Origin of the sequence: Saccharopolyspora antibiotica (genome assembly GCF_047200635.1) — a bacterium.
Taxonomy (GTDB): Bacteria; Actinomycetota; Actinomycetes; order Mycobacteriales; family Pseudonocardiaceae; genus Saccharopolyspora_C.
Genome location: NZ_JBJZOI010000021.1, coordinates 104,939 through 129,268, shown reverse-complemented (window position 1 = coordinate 129,268; position 24,330 = coordinate 104,939). Strand labels below are relative to the sequence as shown.

The 24,330-nt window shown below is 73.2% G+C and carries 18 protein-coding genes; 4 read left to right on the top strand and 14 right to left on the bottom strand.

From position 1 onward, the window contains the following. Nucleotides 1–61: 61 nt before the first annotated feature. A complete protein-coding gene (locus ACL03H_RS18610; RefSeq protein ID WP_412812539.1) occupies nt 62–619 on the bottom strand; it encodes a hypothetical protein in 558 nt (185 codons plus the stop codon). Between the two features lie 148 nt (nt 620–767). On the opposite strand from ACL03H_RS18610, the gene ACL03H_RS18605 reads away from it, so the two are divergent. Further along, nucleotides 768–1,340, top strand: a complete 573-nt coding sequence (locus tag ACL03H_RS18605) for a TetR/AcrR family transcriptional regulator (protein WP_412812538.1) — start codon at nt 768–770, stop codon at nt 1,338–1,340. 38 nt (nt 1,341–1,378) lie between these two features. Here ACL03H_RS18605 and ACL03H_RS18600 read toward each other — a convergent pair whose 3' ends face one another. The 4 genes from ACL03H_RS18600 to ACL03H_RS18585 form a co-directional block, all read right to left on the bottom strand. Further along, entirely contained in the window at nt 1,379–2,572 is a 1,194-nt protein-coding gene (locus tag ACL03H_RS18600) for a macrolide family glycosyltransferase (protein ID WP_412812537.1), read from the bottom strand. Nucleotides 2,573–3,166: 594 nt separating this feature from the next. Beyond that, nucleotides 3,167–4,618 carry a glutamate synthase subunit beta gene (locus ACL03H_RS18595; protein ID WP_412812536.1) on the bottom strand — a complete coding sequence of 484 codons (1,452 nt, stop codon included), beginning with the start codon at nt 4,616–4,618 and terminating at the stop codon, nt 3,167–3,169. Continuing rightward, a complete protein-coding gene (gene gltB, locus ACL03H_RS18590; RefSeq protein ID WP_412812535.1) occupies nt 4,611–9,176 on the bottom strand; it encodes a glutamate synthase large subunit in 4,566 nt (1,521 codons plus the stop codon). The genes ACL03H_RS18595 and gltB overlap by 8 nt, the downstream gene beginning before the upstream one ends. 730 nt (nt 9,177–9,906) lie before the next feature. Next, entirely contained in the window at nt 9,907–11,223 is a 1,317-nt protein-coding gene (locus tag ACL03H_RS18585; protein ID WP_412812534.1) for a glycosyltransferase family 87 protein, read from the bottom strand. A gap of 367 nt (nt 11,224–11,590) precedes the next feature. Here ACL03H_RS18585 and ACL03H_RS18580 point away from each other — a divergent pair, with 367 nt between their 5' ends. Further along, nucleotides 11,591–12,436, top strand: coding sequence for a metallophosphoesterase family protein (locus tag ACL03H_RS18580; RefSeq protein WP_412812533.1), 846 nt, complete (start codon nt 11,591–11,593; stop codon nt 12,434–12,436). After that, a complete protein-coding gene (locus ACL03H_RS18575) occupies nt 12,433–13,095 on the top strand; it encodes a 4'-phosphopantetheinyl transferase family protein (RefSeq protein WP_412812532.1) in 663 nt (220 codons plus the stop codon). Before ACL03H_RS18580 ends, ACL03H_RS18575 begins: the two co-directional genes overlap by 4 nt. A 125-nt stretch (nt 13,096–13,220) precedes the next feature. Here the strand turns inward: ACL03H_RS18575 and ACL03H_RS18570 are convergent, their stop codons facing one another. The 6 genes from ACL03H_RS18570 to ACL03H_RS18545 all read right to left on the bottom strand — a co-directional run bounded on the left by ACL03H_RS18570 (nt 13,221) and on the right by ACL03H_RS18545 (nt 20,373). Then, on the bottom strand, nt 13,221–14,393 hold the full coding sequence (locus ACL03H_RS18570; RefSeq protein WP_412812531.1) for a lipid-transfer protein: 1,173 nt from the start codon (nt 14,391–14,393) through the stop codon (nt 13,221–13,223). Beyond that, nucleotides 14,390–14,824 (bottom strand): hotdog family protein, encoded by a 435-nt coding sequence (locus ACL03H_RS18565; protein WP_412812530.1) that lies wholly within the window; start codon nt 14,822–14,824, stop codon nt 14,390–14,392. The genes ACL03H_RS18570 and ACL03H_RS18565 overlap by 4 nt, the downstream gene beginning before the upstream one ends. Further along, on the bottom strand, nt 14,821–15,798 hold the full coding sequence (locus ACL03H_RS18560) for a bifunctional MaoC family dehydratase N-terminal/OB-fold nucleic acid binding domain-containing protein (RefSeq protein ID WP_412812529.1): 978 nt from the start codon (nt 15,796–15,798) through the stop codon (nt 14,821–14,823). Before ACL03H_RS18560 ends, ACL03H_RS18565 begins: the two co-directional genes overlap by 4 nt. A gap of 20 nt (nt 15,799–15,818) precedes the next feature. Beyond that, the gene (locus tag ACL03H_RS18555) at nt 15,819–16,988 is read right to left on the bottom strand and encodes an acyl-CoA dehydrogenase family protein (protein ID WP_412812528.1); all 1,170 of its coding nucleotides are present in this window, start codon (nt 16,986–16,988) and stop codon (nt 15,819–15,821) included. 8 nt (nt 16,989–16,996) lie between these two features. Next, nucleotides 16,997–18,046, bottom strand: coding sequence for an acyl-CoA dehydrogenase family protein (locus ACL03H_RS18550; RefSeq protein ID WP_412812527.1), 1,050 nt, complete (start codon nt 18,044–18,046; stop codon nt 16,997–16,999). A gap of 146 nt (nt 18,047–18,192) precedes the next feature. Next, nucleotides 18,193–20,373, bottom strand: a complete 2,181-nt coding sequence (locus ACL03H_RS18545) for an acyl-CoA dehydrogenase family protein (protein ID WP_412812526.1) — start codon at nt 20,371–20,373, stop codon at nt 18,193–18,195. 108 nt (nt 20,374–20,481) lie between these two features. Here ACL03H_RS18545 and ACL03H_RS18540 point away from each other — a divergent pair, with 108 nt between their 5' ends. After that, nucleotides 20,482–21,171, top strand: coding sequence for a class I SAM-dependent methyltransferase (locus ACL03H_RS18540; protein WP_412812525.1), 690 nt, complete (start codon nt 20,482–20,484; stop codon nt 21,169–21,171). Between the two features lie 84 nt (nt 21,172–21,255). Here ACL03H_RS18540 and ACL03H_RS18535 read toward each other — a convergent pair whose 3' ends face one another. The 3 genes from ACL03H_RS18535 to ACL03H_RS18525 are packed head-to-tail and all read right to left on the bottom strand — an operon-like array spanning nt 21,256 to nt 24,291. After that, nucleotides 21,256–22,338, bottom strand: coding sequence for a prenyltransferase (locus ACL03H_RS18535; protein ID WP_412812524.1), 1,083 nt, complete (start codon nt 22,336–22,338; stop codon nt 21,256–21,258). Then, nucleotides 22,331–23,047, bottom strand: a complete 717-nt coding sequence (locus ACL03H_RS18530) for a class I SAM-dependent methyltransferase (protein WP_412812523.1) — start codon at nt 23,045–23,047, stop codon at nt 22,331–22,333. Before ACL03H_RS18530 ends, ACL03H_RS18535 begins: the two co-directional genes overlap by 8 nt. 2 nt (nt 23,048–23,049) lie before the next feature. After that, the gene (locus ACL03H_RS18525; RefSeq protein ID WP_412812522.1) at nt 23,050–24,291 is read right to left on the bottom strand and encodes a glycosyltransferase family 4 protein; all 1,242 of its coding nucleotides are present in this window, start codon (nt 24,289–24,291) and stop codon (nt 23,050–23,052) included. Nucleotides 24,292–24,330 lie beyond the last annotated feature (39 nt).

Sequence of the window (24,330 nt, the reverse complement as noted above, 5' to 3'; positions counted from 1 at the left end):
TCCGGCTCACGCCAACGACCCATTCGCCCGAACCCGATGGACGAATGGGCCGTTCGCCGGCTCAACCCCGGCGGGCGAGGCGGTGCAGGCGGAGGGCCGAGACGAGGAAGAAGATCCCCCCGATCAGGGCGTAGCCCGCGATCGGGGACAGCGAGGCGTCGGAGCCGCCCGCCATCAGGATGAAGCCGGTGCCCGCGACGGTGGAGATGCCGCCGCTGAGGATCATGGCCCACTGGCCGCCGAGCCGGTAGCGCAGGATCGCGACGAGCAGTTGCACCGCGCCCGCCGTGATCGCCCACGCGCCCCACACCCGCAGCGCTCCGGGAACCCCGACCGGAATCGCGACGGCCAACCCGACGGCCGCGAGCAGGCTCAGGCCCATGTTGGCGTAGAGCGGCGCCTTCGGGCGGCTGTCGCCGGAAGTGCGGTGGTCCACCACCGCCGCGACGACGTCGAAGAGCGGGTACGCGACCAGCAGCACGGCGGTCGCCGGGCCGAACGTCCCGGACAGCACCACCATCAGGCCCGCCCAGACGAGCGCGAACGCGAACCGGACGTAGTACAGCGATCGCAGCGCCCCGGCGGAATCGACCCGGGTGGCGACTGAAGAGGTGGACATCGGAGCCTCTCGTGGGTGTCGTGCCGCTCCATCAACGAGATAGAACGATCGGTCCACCTGATCCTGCGGCAACCGAGCGGATCCGTCAAGACCGATCGTTCTATCTGCTAGCCTGCGGCGGCAGGGGTTCAGCGGAACGGGGGATGGGATGTCGGAGGCACGGGCTCGCCTGCTCAACGCGGCCACCGCGCTGTTCTACGCCGAAGGACTGCACTCCGTGGGAGTCGATCGGGTCATCGCCGAAGCGCAGGTCACGCGCGCCACGCTCTACCGGCACTTCCCGAGCAAGGACGATCTGCTCGTCGCCTACCTGACCCTCGTGGACGAGGCGATGCGCGCCCGAGTCGAGGCGGTCCTCGCCCGGGAGACCGACCCGGACGAGATCGTGCGCGCCGTGGGCCAGGCGGTCGCCGAGGACATCCGGAGCCCTGGCTTCCGGGGCTGCGCGTTCCTCAACGCGGCCGCCGAGTACCCCGCCCCGGACCATCCCGTGCACCGGGCCGTCCTCGCGCACCGCACGTGGTTCCTGGAGACGATGAGCGAGCTGTTCTCCGGCATCGGGAAGATGGACCCGCATCCAGCCGCCCAGCACTTCGTCATGCTGCGCGACGGCGCGATGACCGCGGGATGCCTGTCCGATCCGGAACCGATCTGCGAGACCTTCCTGCGCGGGGTCGACGGGCTCCTGACGTTCCGCAGCCGCGAGGAACCGGCTTCCTGAACCGGTCCGCTCCCCGGCGGGGAGCGGACCGGCCGGGCTCAGCCGAGGAACGCCTCCAGCGCGTCCGCTCCGGCGGATGCGCCGCCGCCGGAGCGGATGGACTCGCGCATCTCGACCAGGTTGGCGCGGATCCCCTCGTCCGAGGCGACCTCGTCCACGGTGGAGCGCAGCAGCTCAGCGCTGATCTCCTCGGCGCGCAGGCGCTTGCCCAGGCCGAGCTCCTCGACGCGGGAGGCGTTGGCCGCCTGCTCCGGCATCTGCGGCACCGCGATCGGCGGCACGCCGTAGTACAGCGTCTCCATCGTCGAGTTCATCCCGGTGTGGGTGAGGAAGGCCGAGGCGTGCCGCAGGACCGCGGGCTGCGGGAAGCTCGACCGCACCTCGAAGTTCTCCGGGATCTCGCCCAGGTCACCGACGTCCACGACCCCGCCGATGGACATCGCGACCTCCCACTCGCCGTCGCGGAACGCCTCGATGCAGGTGCGGAAGAACTCCGGGCGCTGGTTGAACACGGTGCCCAGCGAGATGAACAGCAGCGGGGCGTCCGGTCGCCGCGGCTTCCAGTCGACCTCGCCGCGCTGACCGACCGAGGGGCCGAGGAAGCGGAAGCGGTCGTCGAAGGTCTCGGCGCGCAGCTGGAACCGCTCCGGGAGGAACACCAGGTTCAGCGGCGACGGCGGCACCTGCCCGAGGAAAGCCGGGTCGAAGGTCACGCCGAACTCGTCGGCGAGCTCCTTCATCCGCACCAGGAAGTCCCGCAGGACCGGGTTGTTCGAGTCGAAGGCGTCCGGATCGTCCTTCGTCACCACGTCGCGCAGGGAGAACTGCTCGTTGGCGGCGAAGTGCGGCAGCAGCGCGACGTCCGGGACGCCGAGCTTCTCGGCCAGCATGTGACCGCTCATCTCGCCGTAGTCGAAGCACACCGCGTCGGGGCGGTCGCGCTCGAAGTGCTCGCGCAGCACCGGGAAGACCGCGCGCAGGTCCCGCAGCCGGTGCTCCATCATCGGGCGCATCACCTCGGGCGTGAACTTCGCGACGTCGGTGGGCAGGTCCGGCATCGAGCTGCCGGTGTCGAGCAGCCGCGCACCGGCCTCCCGGACGGCGGCGTGGAACTCGGGACCGACGCCGTAGGTGACGCGGTGCCCGCGGCGGACGAGCTCCTCCACCAGCGGGAGGGTCGGGTTGACGTGCCCGTGCGCGGACATGCTGACGAACGCGAAGTGCTTGCTCATGATCCCCTCGGAAGGCCCCTTGCCCGGACCGGCCGCACCGCCGCATCCGGATGACGGCGTCCATGCTCCTCCGAACGTCGCGGCCGGCGCACCCGCTTTCACCGGCGCACTACCGGATCGGGGAGCGACTCACCCCGTCGCCACGGCACTTGATCAGCGAAGAGCATGCGGGCCCGACCGGGAGTGTGATGCGCGTCGGAACCGCACAACACCGACCAATCGGTCAGCGGTGTTCCGGGTGAACGGCCCGTTGGTCCAACGAGCCGGGACGAACGGTCCGTTGACCCCGGCTGCGCGTTCCGGGTGAACGGACCGTTCGTCCAACGGGTTCGGACGAACGGGCCGTTCACCGACTCGCCTTCGCCGGCGAGCGGACCGCTTGCCCGAGGGGATGGGACGAGCGATCCGCTCACCGGAGTCCGGAACCCGGGGAGGTGATCGCGGAGTAGCGTGCGGACCTGCCGCCTCCCGAGCCGCCGATGATCTCCGCCGCCCGCGCACCGGACCGGACGCGGAACCCCGGTGCCCGCCCGGCCCGCGACGGCGGAGCGCCCCGGGTTCACGGGGACCCCGGGGCGCTCGCGCGGTCGTCGATCAGACCATCGGGCGGTCGGTCGGCGCGATCGGCGCGGGCAGCACGTCCCGGCCGGTGAGGTAGCGGTCGACCCCGGCGGCCGCCGAACGGCCCTCCGAGATCGCCCACACGATCAGCGACTGGCCGCGTCCCATGTCCCCGGCCGCGAACACGCCGTCCACGCTCGTCATGAAGTCGTCGTCGCGGGCGACGTTGCCGCGCTCGTCGAGCTCCACGCCGAGCTCGGTGAGCAGGCCCTCCTTCTCCGGGCCGACGAAACCCATCGCCAGGAACGCCAGCTGGCACGGGATCTCCCGCTCCGTCCCCTCGACGGGCACGAACCGGCCGTCCTCCCGACGCACCTCGACCAGGCGCAGCGCGCGGAGCTTCCCGTCGTCGTCCTTGAGGAACTCCTGCGTGTTGACGGAGAACAACCGCTCCCCGCCCTCCTCGTGCGCGGAGGACACCCGGAACACCATCGGGTAGGTCGGCCACGGCTGGCCGTCCGGCCGCGCCGTCGGCGGAGTGGGCATGATCTCCAGCTGGGTGACCGACGCCGCTCCCTGGCGGTGGGCGGTGCCGACGCAGTCGGCTCCGGTGTCCCCGCCGCCGATGACGACGACGTCCTTGCCCGCGGCGTCGATCGGCGAGGACGTCAGGTCGCCCTCCTGCACCCGGTTCGACAGCGGCAGGTACTCCATCGCCTGGTGGACGCCGACCGCGTCCCGGCCCGTGATGGGCAGGTCGCGGGCGTCGGTGGCGCCGCCGGTGAGCACGACCGCGTCGAAGTCGGCCTCGAGCTGCTCCACCGTCACGTCCACCCCGACGTTGACGCCGGCGCGGAACTCGGTGCCCTCGGCCCGCAACTGCCCGAGCCTGCGGTCCAGCCGCCGCTTCTCCATCTTGAACTCGGGGATCCCGTAGCGCAGCAGCCCGCCGATGCGATCGGCCCGCTCGAAGACCACGACGTCGTGGCCGGTGCGGGTCAACTGCTGCGCAGCCGCCAGACCGGACGGGCCGGAGCCGATGACGGCGACCTTCTTGCCCGTCTTCGAGGCGGGCGGCTGCGGGGTCACCCGGCCCTCCGCCCAGGCCCGATCGATGATCTCGATCTCGACCTGCTTGATCGTGACCGGATCGGAGTTGATGCCGACCACGCACGCCGCCTCGCACGGGGCGGGGCACAACGTCCCGGTGAACTCCGGGAAGTTGTTCGTCGCGTGCAGCCGGTCGATCGCCTCGTTCCAGTCGTCGCGCCAGGTGAGGTCGTTCCACTCCGGGATCAGGTTGCCCAGCGGGCAGCCCTGGTGGCAGAAGGGGATGCCGCAGTCCATGCAGCGCCCGGCCTGCTCCTTGACCCGCCCCGGCTCGAAGTCCAGGTAGACCTCGCGCCAGTCCTTGATCCGGACGTCCACGGGGCGCCGCTGCGGGGTCTGGCGCGCCGTGGTGAGAAAGCCCTTCGGGTCAGCCATGAGCCGCCTCCATGATCGCCTCGTTGACGTCGCGCCCGTCTCGCTCGGCGGCGTCCTGCGCGGCCAGCACCCGCTTGAAGTCCCGCGGCATGACCTTGCGGAACCGGCGGACCGAGCGGTCCCAGTCGGCCAGCAGCTCCGCCGCCACCTGGGAGGCGGTCTGCTCGTGGTGCCTGCGCACCCGGTCGTGCAGGAACTCGCGGTCGGCGTCGTCGAGCGGGTCGAGGTCGACCATCTCGGGGTTGACGCGCTCCTCGCGCAGGTCCAGCACGTAGGCGATGCCGCCGGACATGCCCGCCGCGAAGTTGCGGCCGGTGCCTCCGAGGATCACCGCGCGGCCCCCGGTCATGTACTCGCAACCGTGATCGCCGATGCCCTCGACGACCGCGGTCGCACCGGAGTTGCGCACGCAGAACCGCTCGCCGACCACGCCGCGCACGAACAGCTCACCGCCGGTCGCGCCGTAGAGCAGGACGTTGCCGGCGATGACGTTGTCCTCGGCGGTGTAGGCGGCGTTCTCCGGTGGGCGCACCACGATGCGCCCGCCCGAGAGGCCCTTGCCGACGTAGTCGTTGCCGTCACCGAGCAGCCGCAGCGTGATGCCGCGCGGCACGAAGGCCCCGAAGCTCTGCCCGGCCGACCCGGTGAAGGTGACGTCGATGGTGTCGTCCGGCAGGCCCTCGCCGCCCCACCGGCGGGTCAGCTCGTGCCCGAGCATGGTTCCCACCGTGCGGTTGACGTTGCGCACCGGTAGCTCCAGCCGGACCGGCGTCCCGCCCTTGAGCGCGCCCTCGCTGAGCTGGATCAGGGTGTGGTCCAGCGCCTTGTCGAGGCCGTGGTCCTGGGTGGTGGTGTTGCGCAGCGCGGCGCCCGCGGGCAGCTCCGGCACGTGGGTGATCGCCGAGAGGTCCAGGCCCTCGGCCTTCCAGTGCCGCACCGCCGCGTCGGTGTCGATGAGCTCGGCGTGGCCGATGGCCTCCTCGATCGACCGGAATCCCAGCTCGGCCAGGTACTCCCGGACCTCCTCGGCGATGAACTTGAAGAAGTTCACCACGTACTCGGCCTTGCCGTCGAAGCGCGCCCGCAGCTCCGGGTTCTGCGTCGCCACGCCCACCGGGCAGGTGTCGAGGTGGCAGACCCGCATCATGATGCAGCCGGAGACGACCAGCGGGGCGGTGGCGAAGCCGAACTCCTCCGCGCCCAGCAGCGCCGCGATCACCACGTCGCGCCCGGTCTTGAGCTGGCCGTCGGTCTGCACCACGATCCGGTCGCGCAGGTCGTTGGCCAGCAGCGTCTGCTGCGTCTCGGCCAGGCCCAGCTCCCAGGGGCCGCCCGCGTGCTTGATGGAGGACAGCGGGGAGGCCCCGGTCCCGCCGTCGTGGCCGGAGATGAGCACCACGTCGGCGTGCGCCTTGCTCACGCCCGCCGCGACCGTGCCGACGCCGACCTCGCTGACCAGCTTGACGTGGATCCGCGCCCGCGGGTTGGCGTTCTTCAGGTCGTGGATCAGCTGGGCCAGGTCCTCGATGGAGTAGATGTCGTGGTGCGGCGGCGGGGAGATCAGCCCCACGCCCGGCGTGGAGTGCCGGGTCTTGCCCACCCACGGGTACACCTTGTGGCCGGGCAGCTGGCCGCCCTCGCCGGGCTTGGCGCCCTGCGCCATCTTGATCTGGATGTCGTCCGCGTTGACCAGGTACTCGCTGGTGACGCCGAAGCGGCCGGAGGCGACCTGCTTGATCGCCGAGCGGCGCGAGTCGCCGTTGGCGTCCGGGGTGAACCGGTCGGCGTCCTCACCGCCCTCACCCGTGTTGGACTTGCCGCCGAGGCGGTTCATCGCGATCGCCAGGGTTTCGTGCATCTCCTGCGAGATCGAGCCGTAGGAGATGGCGCCGGTGGCGAACCGCTTCACGATGGACTCGACCGGCTCCACCTCGTCGATCGGCACCGGGGCGCGCACGCCCTCGCGGAACCGGAACAGCCCGCGCAGGGTCATCAGGTCGCGCGACTGGTCGTCGACGGACTGCGTGTACTCCTTGAAGATCTCGTAGCGGCCGGCCCGCGTGGAGTGCTGGAGCTTGAACACGGTGCGCGGGTTGAACAGGTGCGGGTCGCCCTCGCGCCGCCACTGGTACTCGCCGCCCACGTGCAGGCTGCGGTGCGGTGCCCGCACGCCGTCGACCGGGTGGGCCTTGCGGTGCCGCTCGGCGATCTCCTTGGCCAGCAGGTCGAAGCCCACCCCGCCGAGGCGGGAGGTGGTGCCCGCGAAGCACCGCTCGACGACCTCCTGACCGAGGCCGATCGCCTCGAAGATCTGGGCGCCGGTGTAGGAGGCCACCGTGGAGACCCCCATCTTGGACATGGTCTTGCGCACGCCCTTGCCCAGCGCCTTGATCAGATTGCCGGTGGCCTGCGCGGGGTCGAGTCCCTGGAGCACGCCGTTGTGCACCAGGTCCTCGACGCTGGCCATGGCCAGGTAGGGGTTGACCGCGGCGGCGCCGTAGCCGATCAGCAGCGCGACGTGGTGCACCTCGCGCACATCACCCGCCTCGATCACCAGGCCGACCCGGGTGCGGGTCTTCTCGCGCACCAGGTGGTGGTGCACGGCGCCGGTGACGAGCAGGGACGGGATCGGCGCGTGCCCGGCGTCGGACGCGCGGTCGGAGAGCACCAGCACGTGCGCGCCCTCGGCCACGGCGGCCGAGACCTCGTCGCAGATCGCGTCGAGCCGCTCGCGCAGCGCGGTCCCACCACCGCCGACCTCGTAGGTGCAGCTGATGATGGCGGGCTTGAGGCCAGGCCGGTCACCGTCGTCGTCGATGTGGACGATCTTGGCGAGCTGGTCGTTGTCCAGCACCGGGAAGGGCAGCACGAGCTGCTTGCAGGCGTCCGGGTCGGGATCGAGCAGGTTGTGCTCGGGGCCCACGTGGGTGGCCAGCGAGGTCACCAGCTCTTCCCGGATCGCGTCCAGCGGCGGGTTGGTGACCTGCGCGAACAGCTGGGTGAAGTAGTCGAACAGCTGCCTCGGGCGCTTCGAGAACGCCGCGAACGGCACGTCGTTGCCCATGGAGCCGATCGGCTCCGCCCCGCCGGCCGCCATCGGCTTGAGCAGGACCCCCAGCTCTTCCTGGGTGTAGCCGAACACCTGCTGGCTGTGCACGAGCGAGTCGTGCGAGGGGATCGCGCGGTCGCGCTCGGGCAGGTCGGCGAGGTGCACCACGCCCTCGTCCAGCCACTGCTGGTACGGGTGCTCGGCGGCGAGCTCGCCCTTGATCTCCTCGTCGTCGATGACGCGGCCCGCGCCGGTGTCCACCAGGAACATCCGGCCCGGCTGCAACCGGCCCTTGCGCACCACGCGCGCCGGGTCCAGGTCGAGCACGCCGACCTCGCTGGCCAGCACGACCAGCCCCTCGTCGGTGATCCAGTAGCGGCCGGGCCGCAGCCCGTTGCGGTCGAGGACCGCGCCGATCTGGGTGCCGTCGGTGAACGCCACCAGCGCGGGACCGTCCCAGGGCTCCATGAGGTAGTTGTGGAACTCGTAGAACGCCTTGCGCTTCGGGTCCATCTCGGCGTGGTTCTCCCACGCCTCCGGGATCATCATGAGCACCGAGTGCGGCAGCGAGCGGCCGCCGAGGTGCAGCAGCTCCAGGACCTCGTCGAAGGTCGCCGAGTCGCTGCCGTCGGGGGTGGCGATCGGGAACAACCGCCGCAGCTCACCGGGGATGAGGTCGGTCGCGAGCATGCTCTCGCGGGTCCGCATCCAGTTCCGGTTGCCCTTCATCGTGTTGATCTCGCCGTTGTGCGCGATGTAGCGGTACGGGTGCGCCAGCGGCCACGACGGGAAGGTGTTGGTGGAGAACCGCGAGTGCACCAGGCCGATCGCGCTCGCGAACCGCTCGTCGAGCAGGTCCGGGTAGAACGCGTCGAGCTGGGTCTCGCTGAGCATCCCCTTGTAGACGAAGGTCCGGGCGGACAGGCTCGGGAAGTACACCGCGGCCTCGTGCTCGGCGCGCTTGCGCACGCAGAAGGCGCGGCGCTCGAACTCCAGCGCCGTCTCCTGCTCGGCCCCGTCGGTGCCGTGCCCGATGAACAGCTGCCGGAAGCTCGGCATCACCTCGCGGGCCGTGCGGCCCGCGTTCTCCGGCGCGATCGGGACCTCGCGCCAGCCGAGCAGGCGCAGTCCCTCCTCGGCCACGATGCGCTCGACGACCTCGACGGCCTCGGCCGCCGCGGTCTCGTCCGCCGGCAGGAACCCGGTCCCGGCCGCGTACCCACCGGCTTCGGGCAGGTCGAACGGGACGACGGCCCGGAAGAACGCGTCGGGGACCTGGGTCAGCAGGCCGACGCCGTCCCCGGTCTCCGGGTCGGCGCCCTTGGCCCCGCGATGTTCGAGGTTGCGCAATGCCGTGAGGGCGTTTCGCACCAGCTCGTGACTGCGGCGCCCGTGCATGTCGGCCACGAACGCCACTCCGCAGGCGTCGTGGTCGTGAGCGGGGTCGTAGAGACCGCGCTCCGCGGCGCGACGTTGCGCCTCATTTCTCAAGTGCTGGGAATCCGGCATCGATCCTCCCGTCGCCAGGCCGGGACCGGGCGAGGAATTGTGAGCACTCGCCATCGGCCCGCGAAAACCTTTCGGGCACTGACAAAAGGATGCGCCGTTGCATCGTCGGTCAGTTTGAGGCACCTTACAGACCGATGCCGCCCACGGCTACGCCCGAGTAACACGGGTGAAAATCACACGGCGCCGTCCCGCACAGTGGAAAGACCGTCCCACGACGGTCCCGCCGCAGGTCACGTTCCCCCGCTCACCCGGGAGAGGGGCCACCCGTCACCGGAGGCTGAACCACCGTCGCCCAGCGCCATCATCGCTGATCACGGCCGCTTTTTCGGTCCAGCCGCGAGCGCTGGTGATGTAGACCACACGAGGGGAACCCTTGCGCCGCCGGGTTTTCCCGCTCCTCCGTCCCTTGTGGAACGAGCAGATCCCCGATCGTGACACCAAGTTCACACGGATGCCGCAGCGCCGCCGGTCGCGATCACCGCCGTGCGCCGGATCGCGCGGCCGGCGGACCGCTCCATCCCGCCGATCACGCACCCGCGCGGCCCGCCGACCTGCACCGATACCCCCGGCGGTCCGGTCGCACGACTCCCGGGGCGAGCGGTCCACACCGGAACCGCGCGGCGCGGGCGCCCCTCCAGCACCGCCCGCCCCGCCCATTCTCGATCGAGTCGACGATTTCCCGGGCGCGGAGCGGAAACGGGCGTTCTCGGACCGTTACCGGCCATTCCCGTCAATCCCGCGCGGCGAGCACATCCGCGCGCGGCTCGGGCTCCGCGGCATCACGCGAAAGCAGCAGAAGCATTGCGATACCGATCAGGAGATAGGAATTCCCGATCAGATGCTGTATCGCATTCCAGTTGGTCCCCCGGGACGGCAGCGCGCGGAAGGTGGCCGCCAGCGCCGCGATCCCGATGACCGCGCCGGTGGCGAGCCAGCCGGTGCTGCGGCGGCGCAGCGCCGTGCCCGCGACGGCGAGCAGTCCCGGCGCCACCCACACCCAGTGGTCCGACCAGGACGTCGGCGAGAGCAGCAGGGCCAGCAGCGCGGTGGCCAGCACCGCGTGCACCAGCTCAGCGGTGCGCAGCACCCGCGCGGTCACCAGCACCAGCAGCAGCGCGGCCAGCGCCCACAGCGCGTGCTGGGTCAGCGCGGGCAGCTCCAGCCTGGCCAGCGCACCCATGACCGACTGGTTGGTGTGGAACGCCGAGCCGCTCACCCCGGCGGCGGGGCCGCTGCCGAACCAGTAGTCCATCGAGGCCGAGCGGTCGAGGGCGAAGCCCACGAGGGTCGCGGCGGCGGCGCTGCCCGCGGCGACCGCGGCCGCCCGGTAGTCCCGGCGCACCAGGAAGAACAGCAGGAACGCGGCGGGCGTGAGCTTGATCGCCGCGGCCAGGCCGATCAGCAGTCCGCGCGGCCAGGGCGGGCGTCCGGCCAGGCAGTCCACCGCCACCAGCGCCATCAGCAGGATGTTCACCTGCCCCAGCCCGATCGCGGCGTACACCGGCTCCAGCAGCAACGTGCCCGGCATCGCCAGCGCCGTCACCGCGAGCGCGCTCTCCCTGCTCGCCGACGGGAACGTCCGCCGCGCCACCAGGTACAGCACCACCCCGATCGAGACGAGGTCGACCAGGTAGATCAGCCACAGCCCGGCCACCTGGGGCAGCAGCGCCGGGATCGACAGCGGCAGCAGCGCGAACGGCGGGTACACCCAGGGCAGGACCCGATCCGCGCTGGTCATCGGGCCGCCGACGGTGATGTCCCCACCGTCGAGCCAGGTGCGCACCGCCCACCGGTAGACCTGGTAGTCGATCCCCGCGTCGTGCCCGAGCCCGGCGCGGCGCATCAGGAACAGCGCGAGCACCGAGACGAGCAGCGCGATCGCGCCGAACCCGATGACGCGGCGCGGTTCCTCCAGGACTCGCGCGCGCAGCAGCTCCACCCACCGCAGCGCGGTCGTGGTGCACCGCAGCAGGGTGGCGCGCGGGCCGGATGGCGGGGGCGGGCCGGAACGGCCCGATAATTCGGTGGGATGCAGCGGGGTGGCCAACGAGGTCCTTCCGTCGCGCGGCCACCGGCATCGACTGCCCGATCCCCGACGAGGAGCATCCGGCCGCAGGGTGCACCTGATACAGGCGCAGAACTGTATCGAACAACGGTGCCCGCTCCCCCGGACACCCCGCTCCGGATCAGCCCGTCACCGCCCGAACACGCGGCGTGCGGCCCCGGTGAGCGCACTCCTCCCGCCTGCTCCACCACCGCATCGTCGGCCGGTGCGGACCACCCCGGAGGCGGGGCGGGCCGGCCCGGCGGGGTCGGCCTCGCGGGTCGCGGGAGACCGCGAGCGACCGCGGAATCCCCAGAACCTCCGCGAAACGGCCGGGGCTCCGGGCCGTCTCGGTTACGATCGCGGCATCATGAGCTCCGCACCCGGCGAACTGCTGGCCGTCAGCGACCTGCACGTCGCGATGGCCGAGAACAAGGACATCGCGCGCGGCCTGGTGCCGCGCTCCGAGCACGACTGGCTGATCGTCGCCGGGGACGTCGGGGAGCTCTCCGACGACATCACCTGGGCGTTGGGGATGCTCGCCGAGCGCTTCGCGAAGGTCATCTGGGTGCCCGGCAACCACGAGCTGTGGACCACGAAGCAGGACCCGCTGCAGCTGCGCGGCGAGGCGCGCTACCTGGAGCTGGTGCGCCGCTGCCGCGAGCTCGGCGTGGTCACTCCCGAGGACGACTTCCCGGTGTGGACCGGGCGCGGCGGGCCGGTGACGGTGGCGCCGCTGTTCGTGCTCTACGACTACACCTTCCGCCCGGCCGGGACCTCCACCAAGGAGGAAGCGCTGGCGGTCGCGCACGAATCCGGAGTGGTGTGCAGCGACGAGTTCCTGCTGCACCCCGATCCGCACCCGACCCGCGACGACTGGTGCCGGGCCCGGCTGGCGCTGACCGAGCGCCGCCTCGCCGAGTGCGATCCAGCGCTGCCGACGGTGCTGGTCAACCACTACCCGCTGGTGCGCGAACCCACCGACGTGCTCTGGTACCCGCAGTTCGCGCAGTGGTGCGGCACCGTGCACACCGCTGACTGGCACCTGCGGCACCGGGCCGCGACCGTGATCTACGGCCACCTGCACATCCCCCGCACCACCTGGCACGACGGCGTCCGGTTCCAGGAGGTCTCGATCGGCTACCCGCGGGAGTGGAAGCGCCGCGGCCTGCCCGAGGAGCCGCTGCGCCTGGTGTTCCCCGAGGAGGAGTCGTGATCGAACGCCTGCTGCCCGGCGAGCTCGCCTGGCGGGAGACCCGCACCGACCCGCCCGAGGCGTGGCTGTTCCCCGAGGAGGAGGCGGTGATCGCGCGCGCCGTGGACAAGCGGCGCCGCGAGTTCACCACGGCGCGGCACTGCGCCCGCGCCGCCCTAGCGGAGATCGGGATCGCGGCCGCTCCGCTGCTGCCCGGGGAGCGCGGTGCTCCCGGCTGGCCGTCCGGGGTGGTTGGCAGCATGACCCACTGCGCCGGCTACCGGGCGGCCGTGGTCGGCCTCGCCGACGCGGTGCTCACCACCGGCATCGACGCCGAGCCGCACGAGCCGCTGCCGGACGGGGTGCTCGGCGCGGTGACGCTGGACGGCGAGCGGGCGCGGATCGAGGAGCTGCTGGCGGCAGATCCCTCGGTGCACTGGGACCGGATCCTGTTCAGCGCCAAGGAGTCCGTCTACAAGGCGTGGTTCCCGATCGCCCGCGAGTGGCTGGGCTTCGAGGACGCCGACCTCACCCTGCACCGGGACGGCACCTTCACCGCGCACCTGCTCAAGACCGGACCGGAGGTGGAGGGCGTCCCGCTCACCTCCTTCACCGGCCGCTGGCTCGCCGACGAGGGCCTCATCATCACCGCCATCACCCGGCTCCCGAAGGCGGGCTGACCGCCGGGTCGACGGCTGTCCGCGCGCCCGGTCCCGCCCACGTCCCACCAGCGGCGAAGCCGTCGAGCGGGGACCGGCTCGCACGCGGCGCGTCGATCCGCGGCGAGGAAACCGCGGAGGTCCCGTCAGCGGTCGGTGCCGAGGACCAGACCGCTGGTGGGGACTCCGGTGCCCGCGGTGACGAGGACGTGCTCGACGGCGTCGAGCTGGTTGACCGAGGTGCCCCGGACCTGGCGGACCGCTTCGGCGATGCCGTTCATGCCGTGGACGTAGGCCTCACCGAGCTGCCCGCCGTGGGTGTTGATCGGCAGCTCACCGTCCAACCCGATGCCGCGTTCGGTGATGAAGTGCCGGGCCTCGCCGCGCGGGCAGAAGCCCAGTTCCTCGAGCTGCACCAGGACGAACGGCGTGAAGTGGTCGTAGAGGACCGCCGTGCGCACGTCCGCCGGGCCGATCCCGGACTGCCGCCAGAGCTGCTCGGCGACCACGCCCAGCTCCGGCAGCGCCGCGAGGTCATCGCGGTAGTAACTGGTCATGGTGAACTGGTCCGGCCCGCTGCCCTGCGCGGCCGCCCGCACGAGCGCGGGCGGGTGCGGCAGGTCCCGGGCCCGCTCGGCGCTCACCACCACCAGGGCCACCCCGCCGTCGCTCTCCTGGCAGCAGTCCAGCAGGTGCAGCGGCTCGGTGATCCAGCGCGAGGCCTGGTGCTCGGCAAGGGTGATCGGGCGTCCGTAGAACCAGGCGTCCGGGTTCGTCGCGGCGTGGGCGCGATCGGTCACCGCGACCCGGCCGAAGTCCTCGCTGGTGGCGCCGTACTCGTGCAGGTATCGCCGGGCGAACATGGCGACCTGCGCACCGGGCGTGCCCAGGCCGACCGGATAGCTCCAGCTGTTGTCCACTCCGGACGAGGTGGGCGCGGCGGCCGCGGCGGCCTGGACCCGGCCGAAGCGCTGCCCGGACCGCTCGTTGAACGCCCGGTAGCAGACCACCACGTCGGCGATTCCCGCCGAGACGGCGAGCGCGGCCTGCTGCACGGTGGCGCAGGCCGCTCCCCCGCCGTAGTGCACCCGGCTGAAGAACGACAGCCTCGGCACCCCGAGCTCCCTGGCGAGCGCGACCTCGGTGTTCTCGTCCATGGTGAACGTGACCATTCCGTCCACATCGGACGGCCTCAGGCCCGCGTCGGCCAACGCCGCCCGGGTCGCCTCGGCGGCGAGCCGGAGCTCGCTGCGCCCGGAGTTCTTGGAGAACTCGGTGGCCCCGATCCCGGCGATGGCCGTGGTGCCCGCGATGCTCACGCCGCTCCCCCCGGCAGCGCCAGCAGGACGGTGCCGCGCAGGTGCTGGCCGAGACCGCACCGGCCGAGGACCTCCACCTCGAACCGGGTCTCGCCGCCCTCCACCCGCCGGGACAGCACCTGACCGGACAGCCGAAGCACGTCGTGGGCGTAGCAGGGCACCCCCAGCCGCACCTTCACCCCGCGCACCAGTGCCTCCGGGCCGGCCCAGTCGGTGACGTAGCGCTGCGCGATCCCGGTGCTGGTCAGGATGTTGACGAAGATGTCCCGCGAGCCCTTGGCCCGCGCCAGGTCCCGGTCGTGGTGGACGTCCTGGAAGTCCCGGGTCGCGAGCGCGGTGCTCACGATGAAGGTCGGCGTCATCTCGACGCTCTCCTCCGGCAGGGCGGTCCCGGCCCGCACCTCGGCGGAGCTCCTGGTCCGCGCGGTCATGCCGCCTCCTCCTCCACCGGCCGCCAGTGCGGCACGGTGACCTCGGCGCCGTGCCGGTAGCCGGCCCGCACCCGCATTCCCACGTGCACCCCGGCGGGGTCCGCGCCGAGCAGCTCCCCGAGCATCCGCACCCCCTCGTCCAGTTCCACCAGCGCGATCACCAGCGGCAGTTCCTTGCCGGGCAGCGGCGGGTGGTGGTGCACGACGTAGCTGTAGACCTCGCCGAGCCCGGCCGAGACCAGGTGCGTGGGCTCGGTGGCGCCGCACTCCGGGCACATCGGGCCCGGCGGGTGCCGCAGCAGGCCGCAGCCGCCGCAGCGCTGGACGCGCAGCTCCCCGGCCGCGGTGCCCTCCCAGAAGAACGCCGTGTCGGCGTTGATCGCGGGCAGGATCGCCGGGGCGGCGAGCTCCGACTCCGATTCGGGCTCCGCGTTCGCCCCGGCCTCGGCGGGCCGGAACTTCAGCACCCGGAACAGCATCTCCGCCACCGGCTCCGCCCCGGAGTACCAGGTGTTGCGGGTGGTCACGAACCAGCCTTCGCCGAGCGCGGTGCGCTTGGGGCCGACGACCGAGTCCAGCCGGGTGGTCACCGCGAGCCGTTCGCCGTGGCGGAGGTAGCGGTGGTAGGTCTGCTCGCAGTCGGTGGCCACCACGGAGCCGTAGCCGTGCCGGTCGAGCGCGGCCATCATCAGGTGCAGCGGATCGGCGCCGTCCCCCGGCGGGGACAGGCCGGGCATCGTCCACACCTGGGCCATCGCGGGTGGCGCGACGAGTCCACCGTGGACGGACGCGGCGGCGGCCTCCGCCGAGGTGTAGACGGGATTCGCGTCGCCCAGCGCCTCCACCCAGTTGTTGATCATCGGCAGGTTCACCGGGTCCCGGGCCCGGCGGGGCGCGGACTCCCCCGCTCCGGCGATCTCCTCGGCCGCCGCGCGGATCTGCGCGGCGACGTCCCGCGCGGTTCCGGTGGTCATGGTGGTCGGACTCCCTCCGGTCAGCGCGGCACCCGGGGCAACCCGAGCCCGGCCGCGGCGATCAGTTCGCGCTGCACCTCGTTCACGCCCCCGCCGAAGGTGAGCACCAGGTTCCGCTTCGCCTGCACGTCCAGCCAGCGCAGCAGCTCGGCGGTCTCCGGTTCCCCCGGGTCGCCGTGGCGGGCGACCAGCTCCTCTAGCTCGCGCCCGAGGGACTGGACCCGCTCGGAGGTGAGCACCTTCGTCGCCGAGGCGTCGGCCACCTCCACCGGGCCGTCCGCCGCCGCCGCGACCTGCCAGTTCAGCAGCTCGTTGACCCGGGCGAAGGCGTGCGCGCGGGCCAGCGCCCGGCGCACGTCGGGCAGCTCGGCCAGCGGCGTCCCGTCCGGCGCGGTGCGCGCGGCGGCCCAGCCGCGCACCCGCTCCCGCAGCCCGTCGATCCGCCCGGCGGGCCCGAGCATGACGCGCTCGTGGTTGAGCTGGGTGGTGATGAGCTTCCAGCCCCGGTCCTGCTCGCCCACGAGCATCGAGGCGGGCACCCGCACGTCGGAGTAGTAGGTCGCGTTCACGTGGTGCGCGCCGTCGCAGGTGATGATCGGTGTCCAGGAGAAACCGGGGTCCGAGGTGTCCACGATGAGGATCGAGATCCCCCGGTGCTTCGGCGCGTCCGGGTCCGTGCGGCACGCCAGCCAGACGTAGTCGGCGTCGTGCGCGCCGGTGGTGAAGGTCTTCTGCCCGTCGACCCGGTACTCGTCCCCGTCGCGCACCGCGGTGGTGCGCAGGGAGGCGAGGTCGGTGCCCGCCTCGGGCTCGGTGTAGCCGATCGCGAAGTGCACCTCCCCGGCGAGGATGCGGGGCAGGAAGAACTCCTTCTGCCACCGGGTTCCGTGCGCCAGCAGGGTGGGGCCGACGGTCTGCAGCGTGACCGAGGGCAGCTGCACGTCGGCGCGGGCGGCCTCGCTGGCGAAGATGTGCTGCTCCACCGGCCCGAACCCGCCGCCGCCGTACTCGCGCGGCCACCCGACGCCGAGCCTGCCGTCCCGGCCCATCCGCCGCACGATCCGGCGGAAGGCCGGTCCGTGGCGCTCGGTGGCCAGCTCCGCGCGTTCCTCGGGGGTGATCAGGTCGCGGAAGTACGCGCGCAGTTCGTCCCGCAGGGCCCGCTGCCGTTGGGTGCGGTCGATGAACACGTCGCTCCTCACCGGCCCGCGAGCCGCTCGGCGAGCGCGTCCACCGCGCGCCCGGCGCCGCCCAGCCCCCGGGCCACGTCCTTGATCATCGAGAGGTGCCGGTGCAGCGGGTAGCTGATGTCCAGTCCGATCCCGCCGTGCAGGTGGTGGCAGGTGTGCACGGCGGGCGGGGCCTGCTCGGTCAGCCACAGCGCGGCGACCGCGAGGTCGTCGGCGGCGTCCAAGCCCTCGTCCAGGCGCCAGCACGCGGCGGTGGTGGCCAGGTGCGCGGTGCGGGACGCGACGTAGACGTCCGCCAGCTGTCCGGCGACCGATTGGAACGCGGCCAGCGGCCTGCCGAACTGCTCGCGGGTGCGCACGTGCTCGGCGGTGAGCGCGAGCGCGCCCGCCAGCGCGCCGTCGCCGAGCGCGCACAGCCCCGCCGTCGCGCAGCGCAGCAGATCGGCCAGCACCTCGGGATCTCCGGGCGCGCCGAGCGCCTCGCCGCGCACCTCGGCGAGGCGCAGCACCGCGGCCCCGGATCCCGAGGGCGGTGCGGGCTCGCGGGTCAGACCGTCCGCGTCGGAGGCGACCACGGCCACTGCGGTGCCGCCACCGGCCAGCGAGACCGGGATCAGGAGGTCCCGCGCGAGCCCGGCGTGCGGCACGCCGGTCTTGGTGCCCGTGATCACCAGCGCGTCCCCGTCCCGCCGGGCGCGGGTGGCGGGGGCGGCGGTCAGCGGGGCGGAGGGTTCGGTGAGCGCGGCGGTGAGCACCCGCCCGTCGTCCACACCGGACAGCAGCCGGTCCTGCTGGGCCTCCGTGCCGTGCCGGGCGATCGGGAGCACGCCGGAGGCGAGGGTGGCCGGGATCGGGCCGGGAACGGCGCGCCTGCCCAGCTCGGTGAGCAGCACGCAGGTCGCCAGCGGGCCCAGCCCGGCGCCGCCGAGCCGTTCCGGCACGGCCAGCGAGAGCAGCCCGGCCGCGCCCAGCGCCTTGCCGATGGAGTCGAAAGAACCTGTTCCACCGCCGGAGCGGGGACCGGTCTCCCGCGCGCGGGCCTGCTCCCGCGAGAGCACCTCGGCGGCCAGATCTCGCAGGGGCGAAAGCGTGTCATCGAGCGCGAACTCCACATCGACCCCGATTCAGCCCGCACCAAACATGAATGGAACTTGTTCTATTTCTAGCCGCGATCCGCGCTCACCGCAAGGTCCGGCGGGCGACGTCAGGCGCGCGGCAGTCCCAGCACGCGTTCGGCCGCGACGGTGCGCAGGACCTGCGTGGTGCCGCCCGCGATGCTCAGGCAGCGGCTGAGCAGGAACTGCCGCGCCGGCTCGGTGGCCGTCCCGTCGGCGGCCGCGCCCTCGGGGCCCAGCAGTTCCAGCGCGGCCTCGGCGACCTCCTGGCGGTGGTGCACCCCGACCAGCTTCTCCACGCTGGACTGCGCTCCCGGGTCGCGGCCGTCCAGGCTGAGCAGCGTGGCGCGCCAGCGCAGCAGCGAGACCGACAGCCCCGCCGCGACCCGCCCGCCGATCCGCTCCCGCGCGCCCCGGGAGTCCGGGCACCGCCGGGCCAGCGCGAGCAGCGCCTCCACGTCCTGCCCCAGCGCCGACCCGCCACCCATCGCCACCCGCTCGTTCGACAACGTGGTGCGCGCCAGCCGCCAGCCCTGGCCCGGTTCGCCCACCACCTGCTCGTCCGGCACGAAGACGCCGTCCAGGAAGACCTCGTTGAACACCGCCTCGCCGGTGATCTCCCGCAGCGGCCGGACCTCGATGCCCGGGGAGGCCATCTCGACGAGGAAGTAGGTGATGCCCCGGTGCTTCGGCGCCTCCGGATCGGTGCGGGCCAGGCAGATCGCCCAGTCCGCCTCCCGCGCCATCGAGGTCCACACCTTCTGCCCGCGCAGCCGCCAGCCGCCGTCCACCCGCTCCGCCCGGGTGCGCAGCCCGGCGAGGTCGGATCCCGCGCCGGGCTCGCTGAACAGCTGGCACCAGGTCAGCTCGCCGAGCGCGGTGGGCCGGACGAACCGCTCCCGCTGCGCGGGCGTGCCGTGCGCGAGCAGCGTCGGCACCGCCCAGCCGCCGACGATCAGGTCGGGTCTGGCCACCCCGGCCGCGCGCAGCTCCTCGTCGATGAGCAGCTGCAACCCCGGTTCGGCGGAGAGCCCGTGGGGCTCCGGCCAGTGCGGGGCGAGGAATCCCGTGTCGCAGAGCCGCTCCCGCCGCCGCTGCTCCGGCAGCGCCGCGATCTCCGCGACGAGCTCGCGCACTTCGGGACGCCGTTCGGCCACCTCGGGCGGCAGCACGTCGCCGACGCCGAGCGCGCGGCGGGCCCCGCCGAGGGCGAGATCGGCCGCCCGCAGCCGCCAGGCCGCGGCGCCGCCGAGCCACTGCCGCAGGGCGAGGGCGCGGCGCAGGTACAGGTGGGCGTCGTGCTCCCAGGCGAAGCCGGTTCCGCCGAGCACCTGCACGCAGTCCTTGGCCGCCTCGACCGCCGCGTCCAGCGCGACCGCCCCGGCGGCGGCCGCCGCGAGCGGGTGCTGCGCGGGGTCCTCGTCCAGCACCCGGGCCGCGTCCCAAGCCAGCGCGGCCGCCTGCTCCGCCCCGCAGAGCATCCGCGCGCACAGGTGCTTGACCGCCTGGAACGCGCCGATGACCTGACCGAACTGCTCCCTGGTGCGGGCGTGGCCGACGGCGGTGCGCAGGCACCACGCGGCGATCCCGGAGGCCTCGGCCGCCCCCAGCGTCACCAGGAGCTCGCGGACCTCGGCCGTGCGCAGCCGGGACCGCTGGGCGGCGGGCGGGACCAGCAGCTCGGTGAGCTCGATCCGGCCCAGCGAGCGGGAGAAGTCCAGCGCGCGCCGGGTTCCGACGCGCACGGCGGGGTCGTCGGCCGCCACCAGGAACCACGTCTCCCCGCCGCGCGGGCCGCGCGCCGCGAGCAGCAGGTGGGTGGCCTCCGGCGCCCCGGGCACCGGGTCGACCGCGCCCGAGACGAGCAACCCGCCCTCGGCCTCGGTCGCCACCAGCGAGCCCGGCTCGCCCGCCACCGCCACCACGGCTTCCCCGGCCGCGATCGCGCGCAGCGGCGCGGGATCACCGCCCGCGCGGGCCAGCAGCACCCCCGCCGCGCAGGTCGCCAGCACCGGACCCGGGACCAGTGCCTCCGCCGCCGGTTCCAGCGCGGCGGCGAGCTCGGCCACCCCGGCTCCCCCGCCGCCGACGTCCGCGGGCAGCGCGATGCCGAACACGCCCAGCTCGGCCAGCCCCGCCCAGGCCCGGCCCGGTCGCCCGGGCCCGCCGGGTTCCTCGCGCGCGCGGACCTCGGCGGTACCGGAACCGGCGGCCCAGGACCGGATCGACTCCCGCAGGTCCCGCTGCACTTCGGTGATCGCGATCGGCATCTTCGCCTCCCCGTCGGACGACACGCGATCCCAATAGAACACGTTCTACCCAGCTGGGGGCAATCGTGCGTAGGCTCGGCTCGACAGCCGGAACCCGAGAGGACCCACGTGACCCCGACCGCACCGCCGCCCGCAGATCGCCCCGCCGAGCAGGACGCGCTCACCCCCGAGCTGCGGGAGCAGGCCGAGCGGGCGATCGGTTTCATGCCCGCCGACGAGGGCGAGGCGCTGCACCGCGCCGCCCTGGAGTTCCTCGGCACCGGGGTGGCCGTGGAGATCGGCTCCTACTGCGGGAAGTCGACGATCTACCTGGGCGCGGCGGCCCGCGCCACCGGCGGCCGGATCGTCACCGTGGACCACCACCGGGGTTCCGAGGAGCACCAGCCGGGCTGGGAGTACCACGACCCGGATCTGGTCGACCCCCGCGCCGGGCGGCTGGACACCCTCGGGGAGTTCCGGCGCACCCTCGCCGCGGCCGGGCTGGAGGACGAGGTCGTCGCCGTCGTCGGCTCCTCCCGCGCGGTGTCGGGCTTCTGGCGCACCCCGCTGCGCTTCGCCTTCATCGACGGCGGGCACACCGACGAGGCCGCGAGCACCGACTACGAGGGCTGGGCGCCCTGGGTGGAGCCGGGCGGGGCGCTGGTCATCCACGACGTGTTCCCGGACCCGGCCGACGGCGGCCAGGCCCCGCACCGGATCTACCGCCGGGCACTGGAAACCGGGCAGTTCCACGAGGTCGGCGCCACCGGTTCGCTGCGGGTCCTGCGGCGCACCGCGGGTGAGCCCGGCGCGCTCTGAGCGGACCGCCTCGCGCCGTCCCGGCAGCGGTGATCCCGGCTCCCCGGCGACGCCCGGCGCCGGGACGGCGACGAGCGGCGGCGCTCAGTCCCGAGCGGGCCCCGTCAGGGAGGGCGAGCAGCCGCAGGTGTGGTCGACCGCGAGACCCGAGGACGGGCGGGCGACCCGGAAGATCCCGCTGCCGGGAGTGGCCCCCGACAGCGAGTCGGCCGCGAGCACCACCGCCGCCCCCGTCCAGGTGGTGCGCTCCACCGGCCACCGCTTGCCGTCGGTGTAGACCAGGCCGGTCCAGTAGGACCCGTCCTCCTCGCGCAAGTGCTGGATCGAGGCCAGCGCCTCCTCCGCCCGGTCGCGCAGACCGAGCAGGTCCAGGCTCAACGCCAGTTCGCAGGTCTCCGCGCCGGTCACCCACGGGTGGTCGTCCACGCAGCGCGACCCGAGGCCGTCGACGAAGAAGTCCGCCCAGCGCCGCAGGATCCGCTCCCGGCCCGCCTCGTCCCGCAACGGCCCGCCGAGCACCGGGTAGTACCAATCCATCGCGTAGCGGTCCTTCTCCGCGAAGGCCTCCGGGTGGTGGCGCAGCGCGTGCGCGAGCCGCCCGAGCGCGACCTCCCAGTCCGGTTGCGCGACGCCGAGGTGCTCGGCCAGTTCCAGGGCGCACACGAGGCTGTGGTGGATGCTGGAACTGCCCGCCAGCAGCGCCTCCTCCGCGGCCTCACCACCGGCGCCCCGGGCCCAGACGACCTCGCCGCGGGGGCGCTGCAGACCGAGCACGAAGTCCACGGCGCGCCGCACCACCGGCCACATCCGCTCGGCGAAACCGGCGTCCCCGGTGATCAGGTAGTGGTGCCAGACGCCGACGGCCGGGTAGGCGCAGAAGTTCGTGTCCGCACCGGCGTCCTCCACCACCCCGTCCCGGAACTGCATCGGCCAGGAGCCGTCGGCGCGCTGGCCGCGGCGCAGCCACTCGTAGGCGCGCTCGGCCGCGGGCAGCAGCCCGGCCGCCGACAGCGCCATCGCCGACTCGACGTGGTCCCACGGGTCCACGTGACCACCGGCGAACCAGGGCACCGCCCCGGAAGCCTCCTGCTCGGCCGCGATCGACCGGGCGGTCTCCAGGACGGCGGCCCGCGAGAGCACCCCGTCGACCTCGGGCAGCTCAGGCACCGGCGGCCACCGGCTTGTAGAGGTAGACCGCGAGGCTCTTGCCCAACACCGGGTCCAGCAGCTCCTCGGCGGTGCGGGTCAGCCACGGCCGCTTCATCAGGTCCCACACCAGCAGCTTGTGGTACAGCTTCGGCAGCGGGTGCTCGGCGTCGTCCACGCCGACCGCGCACTTGAGCCACCAGTACGGCGAGTGCAGCGCGTGGGCGTGGTGGTGGTGCACCTCGCGCAACCCCGCGGCGCGCAGCCGTCCGATGAGCTGCTCGCGCCCGTAGATCCGCACGTGGCCGCCCTCGACCTGGTGGTACTCGTCGGACAGCGCCCAGCAGATCCGCTCCGGCCACGCGCGCGGGACGGTGACCACGACCCGGCCGCCGGGCCGCACCACGCGCACGAGCTCGCGCATCGCCTTCTCGTCCTCGGGGATGTGCTCCATGATCTCCGAGGCGATCACCTGGTCGAAGTGGTCGTCCGGGAACGGCAGGCCCAGCGCGTCCCCGCTCACGGTGCGCGCCCGGCCGCCCTCGGGAACCTCCCCGGCCGCGGCCATCGCGCCGAACATCGTCTCGACCTCGGCCAGCGCCTCGGCGTCCTGGTCGAAGGCCACCACGTCCGCACCGCGCCGCAGGTACTCGAAGGAGTGCCTGCCGGCACCGCACCCGAGGTCCAGGACGCGCTGCCCCGCTCGCACGCCGAGCAGGTCGAAGTTCACCGTCAGCACTGCTTCCCCGCCATTTCCGCCTCCGCTTCGGCATAGCACTCGGCCGTGGCCGCGGCCACCGACGCCCAGCTGTACTTCTCCAACACGCGACGCCTGCCGTTCTCGCCCATCCGCCGCCCGCGCCCGGGGTCGTCGAGCAGCGCGCCGAGCGCCCCGGCCAGCGCCTCGGCGTCGCCGGGCGGGACCAGGTCCGCGCACTCCCCGTCGGGGCCCGCGACCTCGGGGATCGCGCCCGCCCGGCTGGCCACCAGCGGGGTTCCGCAGGACATCGCCTCGACGGTGGGCAGCGAGAACCCCTCGTAGAGCGAGGGCACGCAGGCGATCTCGGCCGAGGCCACCAGCCCGGCCAGCTCCTCGTCGCTGATCCCGCTGACGGTGCGGACCGCGCCCGCGATGCCCAGCTCGTCGATCAGCCGCTCGGTGGGACCGCCGGGGGTGGGAGCGGCGACCAGCACCAGCTCGACCTCGCGCTCGGTGCGCAGCTTCGCCACCGCCTCCAGCAGGGTGCCGACGCCCTTGAGCGGGGTGTCGGCGCTGGCCATCGCCACGATCCGCCCCGGAACCCGGGGGGACTCGACGGGCCGGAACACCTCGTGGTCCACCCCGAGCGGAACCACCCGCAGCCGGTCGGCGGCCACGTCGAAGTCCTGCACGATGTCGCGCGCCGAGGACTCCGAGACGGTGAGCAGCCGCGGGATCCGGCGCGCGACGCGACCCTGCATCGTCAGGAAGCCGTACCAGCGGCGCACGCCGAGGCGCCGCCAGCCGGTCGCGGCGGCCAGCTCCAGGCGGCGGTCGTGGGTGATCGGGTGGTGCACGGTCGCCACCAGCGGCAACCCGGACCGCCGGATGCCGAGCAGCCCGTAACCGAGGCACTGGTTGTCGTGCACGACGTCGAAGTCGGCGGCGCGGGCGCGCAGCAGCTTCGCCGCGCGCAGGCTGAAGGTGAGCGGTTCCGGGAAGCCCGCCGACCACATGCCCGCGACCTCCAGCACGTCGGTGAGGTCCCGGTACTCCCGCCAGTGCGGGGTGCGGAACGGGTCCTCGTCCCGGTAGAGGTCCAGGCTGGGCACCTCCGTGAGCTCGACGCCGGGGTCGAGGTCCGGGTAGGGCGGTCCGGAGAAGACCTCCACGCGGTGCCCTCGGGCGACCAGCTCGCGGCTCAGGTTCCGGACGTAGACGCCCTGACCGCCGCAGTGCGGCTTGCTCCGGTACGACAGCAGCGCTACTCGCACGATTTCACCTCGCAGGGCCGCCGCCGAGCGCAACGGGTA

Excerpts from the sequence above, each read along its gene's own strand:
- ACL03H_RS18580 (WP_412812533.1), top strand. The coding sequence starts at position 11,591 with ATGAGCTCCGCACCCGGCGAACTGCTGGCCGTCAGCGACCTGCACGTC.
- ACL03H_RS18595 (WP_412812536.1), bottom strand. The coding sequence starts at position 4,618 with ATGGCTGACCCGAAGGGCTTTCTCACCACGGCGCGCCAGACCCCGCAG.
- gltB (WP_412812535.1), bottom strand. The coding sequence starts at position 9,176 with ATGCCGGATTCCCAGCACTTGAGAAATGAGGCGCAACGTCGCGCCGCG.
- ACL03H_RS18605 (WP_412812538.1), top strand. The coding sequence starts at position 768 with ATGTCGGAGGCACGGGCTCGCCTGCTCAACGCGGCCACCGCGCTGTTC.
- ACL03H_RS18600 (WP_412812537.1), bottom strand. The coding sequence starts at position 2,572 with ATGAGCAAGCACTTCGCGTTCGTCAGCATGTCCGCGCACGGGCACGTC.
- ACL03H_RS18610 (WP_412812539.1), bottom strand. The coding sequence starts at position 619 with ATGTCCACCTCTTCAGTCGCCACCCGGGTCGATTCCGCCGGGGCGCTG.
- ACL03H_RS18560 (WP_412812529.1), bottom strand. The coding sequence starts at position 15,798 with ATGACCACCGGAACCGCGCGGGACGTCGCCGCGCAGATCCGCGCGGCG.
- ACL03H_RS18565 (WP_412812530.1), bottom strand. The coding sequence starts at position 14,824 with ATGACCGCGCGGACCAGGAGCTCCGCCGAGGTGCGGGCCGGGACCGCC.
- ACL03H_RS18545 (WP_412812526.1), bottom strand. The coding sequence starts at position 20,373 with ATGCCGATCGCGATCACCGAAGTGCAGCGGGACCTGCGGGAGTCGATC.